This window comes from Vibrio sp. 10N.286.48.C11, assembly GCF_041469805.1.
Taxonomy (GTDB): Bacteria; Pseudomonadota; Gammaproteobacteria; order Enterobacterales; family Vibrionaceae; genus Vibrio; species Vibrio crassostreae_C.
In genome coordinates, this window is the sequence record NZ_JBFRLK010000019.1 from 31137 (window position 1) to 48836 (window position 17700).

Sequence of the window (17700 nt, forward strand, 5' to 3'; positions counted from 1 at the left end):
AAATCGCCACCGAGCCTCACAGTAAACACTGTGCTGACTCGATGGCGATTTTATTTATGCAGGTGTAACTGTTTTCAAGTTTTCAGTTGTTAGTGTTTCAACATCTTCTTTGAACTCTTTTGCAGCAGCTTGCATTTTTGAGCTATCACTCATCATCTGTTGAGACAATTGAGTTAGCGCTGCTAGTTGCTGGCTGTTGAACGCCGTTAGGCTAGTCACGTCTTTGATTTCAGTCACTGCTTTCATTTGCGCAAGACCCATGTTCGTGTAAGTCTGCATTGCATTCATTTGCAGTTCTGTCATCGTTTGGACGTTCTTTGCAACCAACTTGTTGAACTTTAAGTACGGTTCAAATTGCTTTTCAGTTTGGTCAGTAATTGTTTTGAAAATATCCGTGTACATAAGTAACTCCTGATGAATACATAGTTTAATAAATTTGTGTCACTATCGTTTCAGCCAACGCTCATCGATTAACTCGCGATGCTTTGAAAAGCTGATCCGATATTTAAGCTTGCTACCGATATATCAGGCTCTAACCTTCAATACCTTTTAGCAAAACAGCGGTTCCCATTCCCCCACCCACACAGAGTGAAGCAACGCCATAAGTCGTTTTCTGTTCAAGCATTTCATGGATGAGTGAAACAATAATTCGATTGCCTGAAGCACCTAAAGGATGGCCAAGCGCGATTGCACCACCATTCACATTGACCTTTGGCTTGAACTCATCAAGCGGTAAGTCATGCTGCTCTGACAATTGGTACATTACGCCAAGAGCTTGTGCTGCAAACGCTTCATTCAATTCAAACAAATCTACTTCTTCTAGAGTGAGATTCGCCTTATCAAGCGTTTTAGAAACGGCTTCTACTGGGCCTAAACCCATAATCTTTGGATCTAATCCAGACTGTGCGTAGCTCGTTAGCTCTACCAGTGGTGTCAGTCCGTATTTCGCTACTGCACTCTCTGAGGCTAAGATGATTGCACTCGCGCCATCATTGATGCCCGAAGCGTTACCTGCCGTAACAGACCCTTCACGGTCAAAAGCTGGACGAAGCTTTTGCAGACCTTCGAATGTCGCGTCTGACTTCGGATACTCATCGGTATCAAAAGTGACGGTTTGTCTGCGCTGCTTAACTTCTACAGGCACGATTTGCTCGTTAAACTTACCCGCCTCAATCGCAGCAACGGCTTTTTGTTGGCTTTCTAAGGCATAGTTATCTTGAGCTAGGCGCGAAATATTCAACGTGTTCGCGATATTTTCAGCGGTCATGCCCATGTGGTAATGATTAAACGCATCGGTTAAGCCATCACCAACCAGTAAGTCTTTCATTGAGATGTCACCCATTTTGTGACCATTACGAACGCTCGCTGGTACCACAAAAGGAATTTGTGACATCACTTCAACGCCAGCAGCAATAACCACTTCAGCATCTTGTGCTTTGATGTGCGCCGCTGCGTCCATCACTGATTTCATTCCGCTGCCGCAAATCATGTTCACGCCGTATGCTGGTGTTTCCTCAGGAAGCCCTGCATAGATGGAAGCCTGACGAGCAACCCCCATGCCTTGACCTGCCGAAATCACGTTGCCGACGATTACTTCATCAATCGCATCTAACGAAAGATCGACAGACTCAAGTGCACCTTTGATCGCAACGCCAGCCAGTTCACCCGCAGATACGTTTTTTAGCGACCCGGTAAATGCACCAATAGGAGTGCGCTTAGCCGCAACAATAAATACTTTTTCCATCATTCCAACCCCTTCAGTTTCGCCAATTACTGCATGTACAAGCCGCCATTCACAGACAATGTTTCGCCTGTAATGTACGCGCCAGATTCACTCGCTAAAAAGCCCACTGCGTCTGCAATTTCAACAGGTGTTGCTAAGCGTTTCATCGGAATTTGGTTCTTGATTGAATCCAGTACTTCAGGCTTCATTTGCTCAACCATAGGAGTTGCTGTGTAGCCAGGGGCAATCACGTTCACGGTTACGCCGCTACGAGCGCCTTCTGCAGCCAAAGCTTTAGAAAAACCAATCATTCCAGCTTTCGCTGCTGAGTAGTTAGTCTGTCCAAATTGACCTTTAAGACCATTGACGGAAGAGATGTTGATGACACGGCAGTTACCCTTTTCACACATAGGAGCGAACAAAGGTTGAGTCACGTTGAACAAACTGTTTAAGTTCGTTTCAATCACATCTTTCCACGCTTCGGCATCCATCTTTTTAAAGACGCTATCACGTGTAATACCTGCGTTATTGACCAGCACATCCACCGTGCCTTCTTCTTCTAACAACTTGCTTAAGCTCAGCGCACATTCCGCAGTATTGGTAACATCTAATTCAAACAATCTCACTTGATCTTCGGTGAATTGTTTTTCGTTAAACCAATCCAAGGCACATTGGTAATTTCCAGTAAAATAAGTCGCGATAACACGATAGCCGTCTGCAACTAATTTAGAGGAAATTGCTGAGCCGATACCGCCTTTTGACCCTGTAATTAAAGCAAGCTTTTTCATTAATGGTTCCATCCCTTACAAGCAATTAAATAACAATGATGTTAATAAGATAATGTCTTAGTTGATAATTAAACTTTACGTTTTGCTTTAATTAAACCCTACAACTCAAAATCAAAAATTATTATTACAAATATAAAATATTTTCGTATTATGATTAAAAACTAGACTTGCATCCCAAAACCAATGAAATGTTACAATTATGTAAATCAACGCAAGACTCTGATATTAATAAGGTTTGTTTAATTTTACTTTTATCACCAAGCAGATAAGCCTTTGTAAATACGAGATAAATCTATATCTCTCAGCTTGTTTCAAGAATAATGCAATGTGGGAATTTGAAATGATTGATCACGAGAATAATAACAAAACTCTTATTAGCCATTAATAAATGGTTCCTAATTATTCTATATAACCTTCGATATAATTAACGTTCTAAATGGGAAAGATGAACATTATGGATAGACAAAAAAGCCCACTCAACCTATGAGTGGGCTTTAGTAAATAGCATTATTAAATAGAGCGTGGGATCTTACTTCGTAAATATTTCATTTGTATTTACATCAAGATAAATTTTGTTTTCAAGGGACAACCCACCACAATAAATAAAATAGACATCTCGATTGCTGTACTTAACAGATTTCACCCATCCGCCTAATTCTTCAAAATCACTTGGGGCACACTCCCCCTCAGAGATCAGTTTAGCCACCGAATTACGGAATTTCTCTTGATGGATCTTGAGATCATCAGACTTAACCAAATAGGAATCCAATATCTCTTTGCTTTCTTTTTCCGAAATAATGACTTCATCATTCGATAAGCCTGACATAGAGACCCATTCCGCCGTCTGTGGGCCGCCATCTTTAAGGACAATATAGTCTGAGATACGAGCCCATTCTCCCTGTTTCTCGAGTACCTCCACCTTTTCCCCTTTGTAGAGGTAATCCGTTATCAAGCCATCAATTTCAGGTTGCTCGACCACTTCAAGCTTTCTCTCCAAAACGTAAAATTCCGTCTGCTCGGGTTCAGGCTGAAGATCCATGATGGGTACAAGCTCAGATTCAGATTGCTCGGTAGCTTCTAACGCCGGCTCTTCCGTTTTCTCTTGTGGGATTGGGTCTTTATTCATGACCAAGAAGTAGTATGCCGCTCCTCCCCCTCCGCCCAATATCAACAACACAAGTAAAGCGATCAGCGCTTTTTTCATCAAATCCACCAGCTCTTCCGTTATAGGTATGTCTCAAGTGTACATCAACTCATGCTGCTGCTCATCTATACTCTCAATAGAGCGCACGGTAAGTAGAGGAAAGTCATGAGTTTTTGGGGGAAAGTTATCATTGTAAGCGCAACTTTTAGTGCCAATGTCGCTCTAGCGAATCATTGTGACCGTGAAAACTGGCATACACTGTTGGATCGTCAGCTCTCTTTTGAAGGTCGCTATAATCAGTACACCAAAGAGTTCAACCAAGTTCTTTCAACCTATGAGTCACAGACATTGTTATCTAAACACTTTAATGAAAAGCAGATCATTGAGCTTTGGGCAAAGTACGAAGAAAGGTTTAATGTGCAGCTCAATAGTCATATGAATACCGCGTATGACGTCTCTGAGGTTTTGTTGCAACAGGCGTATGTTGTGTCTAGTGAACTTGAAGGCGCTGACTCTCTAGTGTATTCATGGCAAGCCGTCGCCAAACACTGCACCAAAGCAAAACTCCCGCGCCAGGCAGAAAGCGCAAAGGTGCACGTACAAAGCTCACAATCACTCTCCCGAGATCTCCATACACTCAGTGAAAAATTCCGTCAGCTGTCTTCAAAATACCGCAGAGAAGCGACGATGATTGATGAAGCGCGCCACATAAACCAACCAGTAAACGATGCATCAAACTGAAATCACCATTAGACTCTCTCACTCGTTCGACTGGACTTTTCCGATAAATATGCTTAATCCCATTCATAATATTCTAAGAACTCGTTAATCAAAGCTTTATCAATAGGTTGTAAAAGTAATGTGCTATCTATCAACAATGAAGTTCAATTTTCGACCAATGCAAGCGAGTATGTGAGATATTCATCACAAAATAGATTTACAAACGCCAGAAAATTGTTATCATGAATCTTCATATAACTTAATAACAAGAAACATTTTGGCTAGGTAATATGCAAAAGACTATGGCTTTCAACTGCTTGAGTAACACGGAATGGACTGCAGAGATAAGAGGTAAACTTTTATCTGTAGCTAAACACATGGAAGAGTTCGGTTCAGTAAGTGAGCTAGAGCTATGTAAGATATTTGGAGAGACAATTTGGAATGACGGCGTGGATTATCATTCACATGCTTTTTCATTCAGAATTAATGCACAAACTGGGGATTGTTCAATCTCTAACTTTAAGTATCACTAAGTTTTGCACCTATCATATACGGAGTACCTTTCACGAGGTGCTCCGTTTTTTATTGCCTGAAGTCTGACAATTTATCAATTAGTTTTAATATTGACCAAGCTTCTACTTCAAGGTCAAACCATTTCGTTTTCAGCTCATTCTACCACCGTGTTACTGCTCAGAGTTTGGCTTAATCGGTATAAATTGGCAGTGGTGCATTGCCTTTTACTTGTCTTATCGCAAGGTGGGTATGAATATCTTTGACGTTAGAGAGCCTTTGAAGTTTTCTTGTAAATGCTTCATAGGCCATCAAGTTCGGGCTAACCACTTCTAGCAAATAGTCATAAGCCCCAGATACAACGTGGCAACTGATCACCTCTTCCATCTCTACAACGGCCGCTTCAAACTTATCTATCGACACTTCTTGGTGGTTGTTTAGGCTCACCTCAACAAACACACTCATTGCGATGCCGACTTGTTCTCGTGACAAGCTCACACGATAACCGTCAATAATGCCCTTTTCTTCTAGCCTTTTGACTCGTCTTGCACAAGGCGAAGGTGATAAACCCACTTCATCAGCAAGTTCAGCCGTGGTTAACCTGCCATCTTTTTGTAGCAGTTCGAGAAGGTGCCTATCAATTCTATCCATAGCAAATACCAAACATTAGTTAAATCCGTTAATTTTTTGGTGAATGTTAGCAGAAATCATCAACGATAGTTCAAGTTAGGCCAAAACTTGCCAACCTGTGGCACAACAACTGTTCCATAATGAGTCATCACCCACTCTCCTTCAATATTATGAATCTTGGCTACTTATCTATTACTGTCACCCTACTCATTTGGGCGAGCTTTTTCCTGTCTCTTAAAGGCGGCGCAAATTCAGATTTAACACCTGCAGATATCGCCCTCACAAGATTTCTCATACCGGCTTTGGTGTTATTGCCTTTGATGTGGAAAGCACGCAGCGCGATTGCCGTCGTCCCTAAACGGTATCTAACGGGTATGTTTGTCGGTAGCGGATTGCCTTATCTGCTTGTTGCGGGAACGGCCATGCAGTTTGTTCCGGTCTCACATGGCAGTGCTCTTGTTCCGGGCACGCTCCCTCTGTTCGTCACAGGAATTGCGGTACTCTTTTTTAAGCAACCACTCAGCCGACACCGTGTTGTTGGTTTAGGTTTGGTTTTACTCGGTATACTGTTGTTTTTAGGAAGTAGCTTAAGCAGCTTCAACTTTGAATACACCAAAGGTCATTTATTGTTTTTATGCGGAAGCTTAATGTGGGCGATGTTCACCATCTCAGCCCGTGTCGCTAATCTTAATGCGTTAGTCAGTGCCGGTTTTATTTCTCTCTGTTCTACTTTGCTTTTACTCGTCCTAATTCTGACTGGAACCCTCCCAAGCCACCTAATGGACACACCAATCGCTAATTGGCCCTTCACGGAGCTTGCCGTTCATTCAACAGTGCAAGGCGTTGGGGCGGGTTTAATCGCTGCGTTCACTTACCTTTATGCGGTTAATACCTTAGGGGCTGAACGCTCTGCCGCTTTTGGCAGTGCAACACCCGCAGTGGCGACCTTGTTGGCGATCCCACTATTCAACGAGATTCCTGATGCGATGACTTGGCTCGCCCTTGGCTCTATTTGCATCGGCAGTTTGGTCGCGAGCAACATATTCATGAGAAACGACCAGTCGATGCAGTACCAACCGCCAAGCCATAGCAAAGCCTGATACTGCGTTCAAACCTAAATACAGTTCCCCTAAGCATCGATTTTAGGGCTTGTAGTACACAGATAAGCCTGCCAACGCAGGCTTATCTAAAATCTGCTTTTTCTAAACTCGCTTCTCCATTAAACTGTCCGACCTTTTTGCAGATCCAAGAGAACACCATGCAACGCGACTACACCTTAAATTGCTTAATCACCATGCCTCGCCATGAACTAGAAGAATTTAGTTTAAGAATGATTCATCGCCTTGTACCTGAAGATGCAATGACGGAATTGTTTACGTTCGAGCAAGAAGAAGTCACCAGCGAAGAACGCATGCAATCAGCGAAATTTGACGCAATGCTTCGAATGACAGCTATCGCGCTTGGTGAAGTAAACCTAGCCTTCTCAGAGTCGGATAACTCGCAACAGAACATCGAGCGAATGACTCGCCTACTGCTTTGGCACTTCTACTCAATTTCTTTCAACCTTGAAGAAGCAATCGCAATCGAAGTACACTGTGAGAAAGTAGAAAAGATCTTAAAGAACGCACCTAAAGATGCGTTTGGCTGGGTTAAAGAATTAACTGAGCTACTTCACTTCTACGCGAAAGTGAACGAAAGCAACGAAGACAGTAAAGACGCTTAACGTTAGTTCTACGTAAGTATACATCGAGCTAAACGAAGGCAGACAGAGCTATACCGAAGGCAAATAAAAGCTTTGCTGAAAGGAGTTCTCTGCCTTTGTTGTTTCTAGCACACTGTGATGCAACATCAGTATCGACTGCGCGATCTTGGTTCCTATTCCCAAAGAACCATTCGGCGCTTCCAGTTCAACCTCATTATGAATCACCACCTTCACCCGTTTGGAATCCGCTTCAAAACCAACATCTAACGACACCACAGTGCCACTTGGGCTATGCCTCAATGCATTATCTAACAGATTCAAAATCAACCTCTCAAGCAGATCACTGTCACCCACAGCCTTGATTCCAATAGGCATATTAATGTTCAACTCAACATTTTTATGGCGATATTGGCTTTGTATCGTTTCTAAGCATTCGCTCATCAGCCCATTGAAATCGATTGAAGCGTATTGATATGTGGGTACCGGGTTATCATTCTTGGCGCTATCTAACAGCGAATGGAGCTGTTCAGATAACTTGTTGCCATTGCGATATGCCACATCTATGAGTGGATCCGAATGTGGGTTTTGAATCCTCCACGTTTCTAGATACCCCAATACACTCGACAATGGCGTTTTCAAATCATGACTGAGCTGTAATAAGCTTTGTCTTCGATGTGACGACTGATATTCAAGTTGCAAAAATTGCTGTTGAATGTGCTTCGCCATCAACTGATACGAGCGTGCAATCGGCACCAATTCTGGTACTTGATGAATGAAGTTCGGGTCCAATCGAAAATCTTGCTCTGCTTGTTGTTGCAGCTTGTTGGTTACTGCTTCTATTGGGTTTAACAGGCTACGTTTAACCAATAGATAAGCCCCAACTGCAAAACCCAAGATAGAGATCAGCATGAGCCCCGCGAGCGCTATGTATGGCGTGTCGACCTGCGAATTGGCAATCACGGTGTGACGATTACTGCCAATCAAAACGTACAGATACCCGACGGTCGAACCTAGCTCTTCAATCGCTGCTACGGAAAACACCTTACGAGCCCCGGGATTGATCGGATCTTCCCCCAGAATGGGATAAGGCTCGTCGTTTAAAAACTGTTGAATGGGTGCTAAGTCTATCTGGTTCGCTAACACAGTGCCTTCTGGCGCAGCATGAGTCGTAATCTTGCCCTGACTATCGAGGAAATAGATATCGAAATCTGGCCCTATCAACATCAAGGTGTGGAAAATTGATTTGAGTGCTTTCGGGTTGTAGTCGGTGCCAATCATCAAAGGATTATCATCGCGCATGTGAACCGCGAGCTCTTTGTGTAAGCTCTGTTTAGTTCTCTGCTCTATGGTCTCTTTTTGCCAATGATAGGTGTAAGCAATCACCACACTCACGAGCAGAAACCACAAACTGGTGAACAACACTAAACGCGATTTGAAACTCATGTTCTCTCCTCGATGGCTCTTAGGTCTTACTGGCCTTTTAGTAAACTTCGGACGCGACACATAGGCCTAAGCTTTCGACTCAAACTTATAACCAACACCCCAAACGGTTTTAATGAAATCATCATCACTATTCGGCATCGCAAGCTTGGTTCTTAGACGGTTGACTGTGCTACACACGGTATGGTGATAGCCAGAGTGATGAGTATTCCAAACATGATCGAGCAGCTCGTCTTTGCTATACACACGCCCCGGGCGGGTTGCTAAGAAATGAAGTAAGGTAAACTCGGTAGCTGTCAGCGGTACGTCTTGATTATTGAGTGACACCTGATGGCGTTCAGGTTGAATAGTGAGCACACCAAAATTCATAATCGATTCTGCTGTCACAACCTCTTGAGTCGCTGATTCGACATGGCTTAAACGGCGAAGCACGTTCCTCACTCTTGCTTGAAACTCGAGAACGCTGAAAGGTTTCGTTATGTAGTCATCAACACCGGCTTCTAAGCCTGACACCTTATCTAACTCAGCGTCTCTTGCGGTTAGCATGAGTACTGGCGTCCAATCCTCTTGCTGACGCAACATTCGACAGAAATCGAGTCCGTCACCGTCTGGTAAGCCACGATCCAGTACGATCAAATCGAAATGACCCTCTTTATAGAGCGCCTGAGCCTTTTCAATCACATTAGCTCTGATTACGTTATGCCCTAGGAACTTAAGATGCATCTGCACCAGTTCAGCCAAGTCATCATCGTCTTCAACCAACAATATGTTTGCCATCAAATTTACCGCAGCACTATTCATGATCCCTGCTCTATTCTGAGTCCGCCCACCTTTCAATTGACCGGAACAGAGCAGGAATTCTTTCATCGTGCTTTCAACCTGTTACTGAGTTCGAGTAATGGTGATTCTTGCACCGGGGTTAAGGAAACGATGATTTGCACTTAAAGTAGAAGTCGTAAGGCCATCATCTTGGCTGATTACGCCAGAGTGAAAACTCACTATATCGGTGTCGTCTCGTGTGGTATTAAAACCTTCACCACCGCCTGCTGGTCCCGGAATGGTTGCAGCAAGCTCATCGTTCAGCTCAGTTCCCGAATCCCAAACATTCATGTTCATGGTAAAGGTATCACCCACCGCTAATGACTTGAGCGATAATCCGGATTCGCCGACAAACGCATCATTGGTGTTCACCAACATGGAAGCAACTGAGATATACCCTTCTTGATTTGGGTCGACACGAATCGACACCGTGTCTTGCTCACCTGAAAGAATCAGTCCATTGCCTGAGATGCCTTGATAAACATTGGCGTCACTGTCACTGAGCGCAAGCAATTGTGCATTACTACCCCCTTCCGCCAAGTATTCCAGATCGACAGAGGCACTTTGCCCAACTTCAAACAGATCAAAATTCGTATTGTGAGTCAACACCGCGAGTGGTGACATTGGTTGATTGGGGGTGAGGTTAGTAACACTCACATCATAGCGATAGTAATCGTCGTCATCGTCCGGACAACCCGCTAACACAGCTACTGATGCAGCGATAAATAGAATTCTAGCTTTCATACATCCCCCTTACTTCACAACAATGGTGATAGTTGCAACAGGGTTTAACCAGCGATGGCTGCTGCTATCGAGGTCACTAATACCGCCTGCAGCATCACTATCACCAATGTTGCCCGGATGAATATGAACCTTAGCGTTAGACACGGCAGTCTCTACACCGGTACCACCAGCACCAAAGGTAATAAAGGGAGGATTTGGCATACTACTAGCCAACTCATCATTGGCTTCAGTACCGGCATCGTAGCCATTCAGTATGGCTTTATAGGTACCTGCTTGAGTTGGGATCTTCCAGCTGTCTAATCCAACAAAGCCATCGTTGGTTGGCAATAACATCGCGCCGAGTGACAAGTAAGCCAGATCACCCGTATCAATATCGAATGTGGTCGCGACACCTGGGTCAAGAATACCGCTCGCAGGGTTTTCAACGACGACACCACCTGCATTGGCGATGACACCAGATAAGCCCGAGATGTCACCACCTTCCGCCATGGATTCCAACTCAGCAGAAGCTGCCTCCCCTGTTCTAAACATGAACAAGCTTGAATCATGAGCCGCTGCCAAGATTGGCGTAAAGTAGATTCCTTTAGTCGCATTAGTCACTGTCACCTCAAGCTGGGCTGCCTGAGCTTGAACAGCCCCAAGAGCGAACATCGCTGAACCAATCACTAAGCTGATTTGAGTACGTTTATTCATTTTGATTCCATCCTTTATTGAGTCCTTTCGAGACCGACAAATGGATAACATCTAAATACGTGTTATCTAGTCAGCCACGAACTGCGGTGTTGTTGACTCTAAGAATGGCGATCAAATCTATCAGCAACTTCATTGAATTCTCATAAAAGTCTCACAAGTTTATCCAAACTTATTACAGCCCAGATAAGTACCCATAGAGCGCTGATATTTAAGTGAAATTAGTCGCCTCGCAAAGCAAAGCAAAGCAAAGCAAAGCAAAGCAAAGCAAAGCAAAAGGGAAACATTAAAATAAGAATAACAAAGGATGAAAACGCAAAAAGGCCGAATCGATATACCGATTCGGCCTCTGTTTTTGTGTATTGTTGCTCGTTCTAAAAGCCGTATAGGCCTCTAAGAAAAGCTAACAGTACAACATCAATTTAGAACGCGTAGTTTGCGTCAATAAGCTCGCTTACTTCAACTTTCGTTACTTCAGCACGCGCTTCAAGCCATTGTGCAACTTGCAGTTGTTCTGCTTCAGTTACTGATCGGTAACGCTCGATAGAACATAAGAAACCTTCAAACAGCTCTAGGCCACCGCCACCAAAGCATAGACCGATGCTGTCGATGAAATCGATGAACTCATCAATGAACACATCGTATTGATCAAAATCAGTAATCGATGTCTTGCAGCTTACTTCAAAACCCAGAATCGCGAATTCACCTAGGTATAGCTTTTTGCGTAGGCGACGATTTTTGTTTTCGATTTTATCTAATTTCATAACTGCCTCTCTTTTCGTTTGATAAAGCATTTATACACAGTTCCACATCAATCCCCAAGAGTTTTGTATTACACAAGGGTGTTAATGGCAAAAATCGTGCTACAGAAACAAAACCTTAATCAAATCTATAAAAATCTGTCACTTAACTGCTTCACGATTAGTCACACATTGACCCAACTTATTAACCAATTAGTTAGTAGGTGGGTAAGTCATGAATAACGAATAATAAAATCAGCCAATAGGAAGCAGTAAAGATGAGCAAGGAAACATTTGATAGCACTCGTTTTAATAAGAGCAAAAACAAACCCTTCGAAGAAGTTTTAGATGCGAACCTTTCAAGAAGAAATGTTCTCAAAGGCGGTTTAGGCATCAGTGCAATGACGGCGTTTGGTGCTTTTGGTTTAGCAGGCCACAGCACAGCGCACGCGGCGACAGCATCATCTAGCGCACCGCAAAAAAGCACTGCTACACTTGCATTCGAATCGGTTAAAGGCTCACTGACAGACAGTGTCGTTGTGCCAAAAGGCTATACAGCACAAGTATTGGTTCCTTGGGGTACTCCACTTAACAAGCAAGGCAATGCTTGGTTAAAAGATGGAACCAACAACGCACAAGATCAAGCAAACTCACTGGGCATGCACCACGACGGCATGCACTTCTTCCCGCTTAATGGCAACAGCAACGACGGTTTGTTGGTGATTAATCACGAATACATCGACCAAAAAGCACTGCACGCTAATGGTCCTACATACGATGAAGGCAACCGCCCTAGCCTTGATGAAGTACGTAAAGAGATCAACGCACACGGCGTGAGTGTGGTTCGTGTAAAACTTGAAGGCAACCAATGGGTGATGGTCGATAACGATCCTCTGAACCGCCGCTACACAGGCGCGACCGTAATGGATCTGTCTGGTCCTGTTGCACACAGTGAATTTACCAAAACCAAGTTCTCACAAGACGGCAGCCAAGCTCGTGGCACGTTGAACAACTGTGGTAATGGCTACACACCATGGGGCACTTACCTAACGTGTGAAGAAAACTGGCCGGGTTATTTCGTTAACAAAGGCGAGACAACACCAGCGCAAGAACGTATTGGTATCGCTACCGACAAAACACGTTACGGTTGGGACACACTTTCTGGTGACAAACAAGAACGCCTAGACGAATTTGCTCGCTTTGACGTAACACCAACAGGTGAGTCAGCAATGGACGATTACCGTAACGAAGCACACGGTCACGGCTACATTGTTGAAATCGACCCATACACAGCAAACTCTCGCGCTAAGAAACGTTCTGCACTGGGTTGTTTCCGTCACGAAGGCTGTACGTTTGGTAAGTTGACCGAAGGCGAGCCAATCGTATTCTACTCTGGTCACGATTCTCGCTTTGAATACCTATACAAATTTGTTTCTGAAGAGAAATGGGACCCGCGTGACGCAGAACCGAGTAATCGCCTAAGTGCGGGTGACAAGTACATGGATAAAGGCACGCTGTATGTGGCTAAGTTCAACGATGACGGTTCAGGTACGTGGCTACCACTAACGTTGGGCAGCAAGACTACAAACGGCGGCAAGCTAGGTGATTCATTTGACTCTCAAGCAGCGCTTATCATCAATACAGCGGGCGCTGCCGACCTTGTTGGTGCAACGCCAATGGATCGCCCTGAATGGTGCTCTGTTGACCCAATGACGGGTACGGCTTACCTAACGCTGACTAATAACAACAAGCGTAAAGAAGCGAACTCTGCGAACCCTCGCGTAGACAACAAGTTCGGTCATGTTATCCGTTGGGATGAAGGCAAAACGGCAGGCGAGTTCGATTGGGATATCTTCGTATTTGGTTCACCAGCAGTGGAAGACAAGTCTATTAACCGCTCTGGTCTAACAGACATGAACCAGTTCGCGAGTCCTGACGGCTTAGCGTTTGATGCTCGTGGTATTTTATGGATTCAGACAGATAATGGCGCAGACGAAGTCACTGGCTACACCAATGACCAAATGCTGGCAGTGGTTCCATCTCAATTAACGGATGACCAAGGCAACAGCGCGGTAATTGATGCAAACAATCAAGCGCAGCTAAAGCGTTTCTTTGTGGGTCCAAACGGTTGTGAAGTGACTGGCTTTACCATCAGCCCAGATTTCAAATCACTGTTTGTGAACATTCAACACCCTGCAAACTGGCCATCGTCTGAAGATGCAACAGCACAAACTCAAGGCAATGTTCGTCCAAGAGCATCTACGGTTGTGATTCGTCGTGAAGACGGCGGTGAAATCGCGGTTTAATACGCAAATCTAGCTAAGAGCAGAAACATTTCTGTTATCTAGTTTCTGTTCGCTAGCTCAGTAAAATCAAAAAGAGCGATAAGGCCAAATGCCCTATTGCTCTTTTTATATTCTATGCATTCTTCGGTTTAAGTAAGGAACCAAGCCTTAAAAACTTATCATCATCCAAAGAGCTCGTCATACCAAGCTCTAGTCATCCTCGAGAAGGAGGGACGACTGAGTCGGAGATCTCTAACCGTTATCGCTTTTCAGAATTAACTCACGAACAGCCACACACCAACACCCATCATCAACGTACCAGCAATACGGTTCATCAACTTAACGTTATCCGCCTTGCCGAGCATATGTTTTAAGCTCTTACCGCCGGTCGCGTATAAAGTCATGCAAACAAACTCAGAAACCAGAATGATCGACACGAGAATGAGTAACTGCGGTGCTAAGTCTTTATTGCTGTTAATAAAAGGAGGCAGCAAAGAAATCATAAACGCCCAGCCTTTTGGGTTCGCAATTGCAGTGACAAAACCTTGAACCACCAAGTCCCAATCATTGCTGACTTTTGTTGTTTGGTTGTCAGTACTGATCGCCAGTTTGCCTCTCGAACGCCACATCTGAACGCCTAAATAAAACAGGTAACCCGCACCAACAAATTTAAAGCCCGTAAATAGCCATGGGTAATTCAACATGATCGAAGCGATACCCAATACCGCGGCAATAGAAACCACAGCGACACCAGCCAGTTCACCGATCATCATCCATAATGTACGCTTGTATCCAACACTCATTCCAAGTGTCAACGCCAAAGTCATACACATACCGGGCGTGATTGACACGAAGAAAAACGTGGGAATAAAAGCCCAAAGTAGTGCGCTATCCATATTATTACCTTATCGACTTGTTTTTATTTATTAGTTCTTGTTTCTTGATCGGGCTTGAAATGAAGCGAGGTTGAAACGAAGCAGTAATGACAATAAACAATATTGCGATCAATACAAACAAAAAGAGCCACATAACAGTGGCTCTTTTCAATCACCAACCGTAATTACTTACGACGGTTTTTAATTCGCTTCATCATAGTCAAACGACGTTCAGCGCTTGCTTGATCTTGTGGCTCTTCGTTCGCGTTGTTCTTACGACCCTGACGGTTTTTGTAAGCCGATTTAGTGTTCAGCTTCTCGATGTAAGCATCACGTTTCTTCGGTTCATAACCCGGTTGTTCAACACGACGAATGCGCTGTTGAATCAGTTTTTCAACTTGAACGACAGTCAGCTCTTCTTCGCGGTTAACGAAAGAGACAGCGTGACCTTGCTTACCTGCACGACCTGTACGGCCAATACGGTGAACGTAATCTTCCGCTAGGAAAGGCATGTCGTAGTTAATTACGTGTGGTAAGTCTTCGATATCAAGACCACGAGCCGCAACGTCGGTTGCTACCATTACACGCGCTTTACCTTCTTTAAAATCGTCTAGAGCACGACGACGAGCACTTTGCGCTTTATCACCGTGACACAGTACTGCTTTAATGCCGTCTAGCTTAAGCTCTTTAACTACATCGTTCGCTGTTTCTTTGTAGTTAACAAAAACAAGCACTTGGCGCCAGTTTTTACGACCAATCAGCTCAGAAAGCAGTTCTGTTTTACGCTCTTGATCCACTGGGTAAACCACGTGGCCGACAGTAGCAGCCGTTGAGTTTTCGCGCTCAACACTAATACGTTTTGGTTTACGCAGAATATCAACAGACAGTTGGTTTAACTGAGTAGAAGTCGTTGCAGAGAACATCATGATTTGCGGTGATGTTTCTACATCCAACATGATCTTACGAACGGCATTGATAAAGCCCATATCAAGGATACGGTCAGCTTCATCAAATACTAGAAATTCTAGGTTAGCAATAGACACGTTACCCGCTTCTAAGTGCTCTTCTAAACGGCCAGGTGTTGCAACCAAAATATCCACACCCAGTTCTAGTTGACGAACTTGTGAAGACATCTTGTTACCACCGTAAACCGCAGAAACACTTAGATCTGTGTATTTAACGTAGTCTTTAATGTTTTGAGCGATCTGCGCAGCAAGCTCACGAGTTGGAGCAAGAATAAGGCCGCGAGCCGTTCCTCTAGACGCCTTTTTACCGCTGTTCAAAAGGTGTTGGATAACAGGCAATGAAAATGCCGCTGTTTTACCCGTACCGGTTTGAGCAGTAGCAAAAATATCATGGCCTTTACGAGCCATTGGAATCGCTTTTTGTTGAATTGGAGTGAGTTTTTCATAACCACACTCAGTCAACGCTTTGACTAATTCAGGAGCAAAACCTTGAGAGGAAAATGACATTGTTACGGGTTCCTTAAGCAGACAGCCTACATTCTTATTTCAGCCGAGCACTATAAAGTAATTAGAGTGATTTATCTCACATTTATCGTGATATAACGCAAACTTTCTCATTTAATCTGGTGTTTATCCCGCCTTCAACGAGGTAAACACCAAGATCCTTGGTTCAAACAGCAAAAACAGGGCTATTTGATGCCACACAGCTTGAGTAGAATCTGCTCGAGATCGCCCCATGGCATGAGCTGCGAGTCGATCACTTCCAGTCGAGATTCAAAGCCATCAAGCGTAATTTCGTTCACAGACACGACTTGATTCGCCACATTGAATGCGTAGCAACCTTGGTCGGTGTTCACGACAGCTTTTACACGCTCGGCCGTTAGATCTGACAACATAGAGAATAGCGCATCGAAGTCGAACTTATGCTCTGCGCCAAACAACCAACCACAACTGAAATAGCCCTGTCCTTTATTCTCTTTACGGATGAAAGCTTCACCAGGAGGAAGTTGGAATTGAGGCTCTTGTTCAGCGTGATCGTGATGATGCGCTTCAATATGAGATGAAGCACTGCCGTATACTCTTTCAATGTCTAACACTTCCAATGGCACTTCACCATCGTGAATTAGCTTATGGAAGACTTTTGCTGGCGTTTGATCCGTCACCCAATCATTGAACACATCGATGTCTTCAGAATGAACAAGGTCAACCTTAGTACCAAGAATCACATCTGCACTATTTAGTTGATCATTAAAATTCTGATTCGAGGTGTACTTTTCATTAGACAGATTTCGTGGGTCAACCAAACCAAGCGTCGCTTTTAAATCGACATATGGTGTGTACTGATCGGAAGTCAGTGTCGCTATAACCTGTTTAGGGTGACCAAGCCCTGTCGGCTCAATCAATAAACGGTCTGGCTTTTGGCGAAGTAAGGCATTAATACCCACTGACATAGGCACGCCCGCAGTACAGCACATGCATCCACCCGGCACTTCTTTAATCAAAGCGCCTTGATCTGTCATTAATGCACCGTCAATACCGATTTCCCCGAACTCATTAACCAGAACAGCCCAGTTTTCATTCTCAGGTTTATTTTTTAGCAGGTTCAAGATGGCTGTCGTTTTACCAACACCCAAGAAACCCGTAATGATGTTCGTAGGAACTTTTTTAGTCATATCAGTTCTCCTTTTTAAGGGAGTATATACTCAATCACCAAAAAGTTGACCCCAATCGATTGTTTACACTGAGATTCGTTAATAGAGGTTGGCGCGAAAATAATCAGAAGAGATAAACAGTAGAGGCAGAATGTGGAAATGGGATGCTCCAGACGAACTAAAGGCGTACTTACTCAGTACGCCTCACCCTCGTTACTCAATCGTGAGTTCGCGAATCAGGAAGCCTTAAATATCGACCTGAACATTTAACGA

At 44.0% G+C, this 17700-nt stretch carries 18 protein-coding genes; 5 read left to right on the top strand and 13 right to left on the bottom strand.

The features are described 5' to 3' along the window. Window positions 1-54: 54 nt before the first annotated feature. From AB4209_RS06510 to AB4209_RS06525, 4 genes are all read right to left on the bottom strand, one after another. The gene (locus tag AB4209_RS06510; protein WP_017062616.1) at window positions 55-402 is read right to left on the bottom strand and encodes a phasin family protein; all 348 of its coding nucleotides are present in this window, start codon (window positions 400-402) and stop codon (window positions 55-57) included. A gap of 130 nt (window positions 403-532) precedes the next feature. Further along, window positions 533-1744, bottom strand: coding sequence for an acetyl-CoA C-acetyltransferase (locus tag AB4209_RS06515; protein WP_029236542.1), 1212 nt, complete (start codon window positions 1742-1744; stop codon window positions 533-535). A 26-nt stretch (window positions 1745-1770) separates the two neighbouring features. Beyond that, on the bottom strand, window positions 1771-2511 hold the full coding sequence (locus tag AB4209_RS06520; RefSeq protein ID WP_017062618.1) for an SDR family oxidoreductase: 741 nt from the start codon (window positions 2509-2511) through the stop codon (window positions 1771-1773). Between the two features lie 529 nt (window positions 2512-3040). Further along, a complete protein-coding gene (locus tag AB4209_RS06525) occupies window positions 3041-3724 on the bottom strand; it encodes an SH3 domain-containing protein (protein ID WP_136979884.1) in 684 nt (227 codons plus the stop codon). A gap of 96 nt (window positions 3725-3820) precedes the next feature. Between AB4209_RS06525 and AB4209_RS06530 the strand changes: the two genes are divergently transcribed. Together AB4209_RS06530 and AB4209_RS06535 are read left to right on the top strand one after the other, a co-directional pair. Then, complete coding sequence (locus tag AB4209_RS06530; protein ID WP_372055225.1) at window positions 3821-4396, top strand: hypothetical protein; 576 nt, start codon at window positions 3821-3823, stop codon at window positions 4394-4396. Window positions 4397-4665: 269 nt separating this feature from the next. Further along, on the top strand, window positions 4666-4908 hold the full coding sequence (locus AB4209_RS06535; RefSeq protein WP_017062621.1) for a hypothetical protein: 243 nt from the start codon (window positions 4666-4668) through the stop codon (window positions 4906-4908). A 169-nt stretch (window positions 4909-5077) separates the two neighbouring features. On the opposite strand, the gene AB4209_RS06540 is transcribed toward AB4209_RS06535, so the two are convergent. Continuing rightward, window positions 5078-5536, bottom strand: a complete 459-nt coding sequence (locus tag AB4209_RS06540; protein ID WP_017062622.1) for an Lrp/AsnC family transcriptional regulator — start codon at window positions 5534-5536, stop codon at window positions 5078-5080. A gap of 149 nt (window positions 5537-5685) precedes the next feature. On the opposite strand from AB4209_RS06540, the gene AB4209_RS06545 reads away from it, so the two are divergent. Both AB4209_RS06545 and AB4209_RS06550 read left to right on the top strand, forming a co-directional pair. Beyond that, window positions 5686-6615, top strand: coding sequence for a DMT family transporter (locus tag AB4209_RS06545; protein WP_017064490.1), 930 nt, complete (start codon window positions 5686-5688; stop codon window positions 6613-6615). Between the two features lie 158 nt (window positions 6616-6773). Next, window positions 6774-7238: an exoribonuclease R gene (locus tag AB4209_RS06550; RefSeq protein ID WP_102394556.1), complete on the top strand. Its 465-nt coding sequence runs from the start codon at window positions 6774-6776 to the stop codon at window positions 7236-7238. Between the two features lie 48 nt (window positions 7239-7286). On the opposite strand, the gene AB4209_RS06555 is transcribed toward AB4209_RS06550, so the two are convergent. The 5 genes from AB4209_RS06555 to AB4209_RS06575 all read right to left on the bottom strand — a co-directional run bounded on the left by AB4209_RS06555 (window position 7287) and on the right by AB4209_RS06575 (window position 11674). Further along, window positions 7287-8660 carry a sensor histidine kinase gene (locus tag AB4209_RS06555; protein ID WP_372055227.1) on the bottom strand — a complete coding sequence of 458 codons (1374 nt, stop codon included), beginning with the start codon at window positions 8658-8660 and terminating at the stop codon, window positions 7287-7289. 66 nt (window positions 8661-8726) lie between these two features. Continuing rightward, the gene (locus tag AB4209_RS06560) at window positions 8727-9458 is read right to left on the bottom strand and encodes a response regulator transcription factor (protein ID WP_372055229.1); all 732 of its coding nucleotides are present in this window, start codon (window positions 9456-9458) and stop codon (window positions 8727-8729) included. Between the two features lie 81 nt (window positions 9459-9539). After that, complete coding sequence (locus tag AB4209_RS06565) at window positions 9540-10220, bottom strand: spondin domain-containing protein (protein ID WP_017072230.1); 681 nt, start codon at window positions 10218-10220, stop codon at window positions 9540-9542. Window positions 10221-10229: 9 nt separating this feature from the next. Then, window positions 10230-10913 (bottom strand): spondin domain-containing protein, encoded by a 684-nt coding sequence (locus tag AB4209_RS06570; RefSeq protein WP_372055231.1) that lies wholly within the window; start codon window positions 10911-10913, stop codon window positions 10230-10232. A 419-nt stretch (window positions 10914-11332) separates the two neighbouring features. Beyond that, window positions 11333-11674 carry a YggL family protein gene (locus tag AB4209_RS06575; RefSeq protein ID WP_057623238.1) on the bottom strand — a complete coding sequence of 114 codons (342 nt, stop codon included), beginning with the start codon at window positions 11672-11674 and terminating at the stop codon, window positions 11333-11335. 254 nt (window positions 11675-11928) lie between these two features. Between AB4209_RS06575 and AB4209_RS06580 the strand changes: the two genes are divergently transcribed. After that, window positions 11929-13956, top strand: coding sequence for a PhoX family phosphatase (locus AB4209_RS06580; protein WP_372055233.1), 2028 nt, complete (start codon window positions 11929-11931; stop codon window positions 13954-13956). 254 nt (window positions 13957-14210) lie between these two features. Here AB4209_RS06580 and AB4209_RS06585 read toward each other — a convergent pair whose 3' ends face one another. The 3 genes from AB4209_RS06585 to AB4209_RS06595 all read right to left on the bottom strand — a co-directional run bounded on the left by AB4209_RS06585 (window position 14211) and on the right by AB4209_RS06595 (window position 17448). After that, the gene (locus AB4209_RS06585) at window positions 14211-14831 is read right to left on the bottom strand and encodes a LysE family translocator (RefSeq protein ID WP_017062631.1); all 621 of its coding nucleotides are present in this window, start codon (window positions 14829-14831) and stop codon (window positions 14211-14213) included. A gap of 164 nt (window positions 14832-14995) precedes the next feature. Continuing rightward, window positions 14996-16282, bottom strand: coding sequence for a DEAD/DEAH box helicase (locus AB4209_RS06590; protein ID WP_017062632.1), 1287 nt, complete (start codon window positions 16280-16282; stop codon window positions 14996-14998). 182 nt (window positions 16283-16464) lie between these two features. Next, window positions 16465-17448, bottom strand: a complete 984-nt coding sequence (locus AB4209_RS06595; protein ID WP_017069160.1) for a GTP-binding protein — start codon at window positions 17446-17448, stop codon at window positions 16465-16467. Window positions 17449-17700 lie beyond the last annotated feature (252 nt).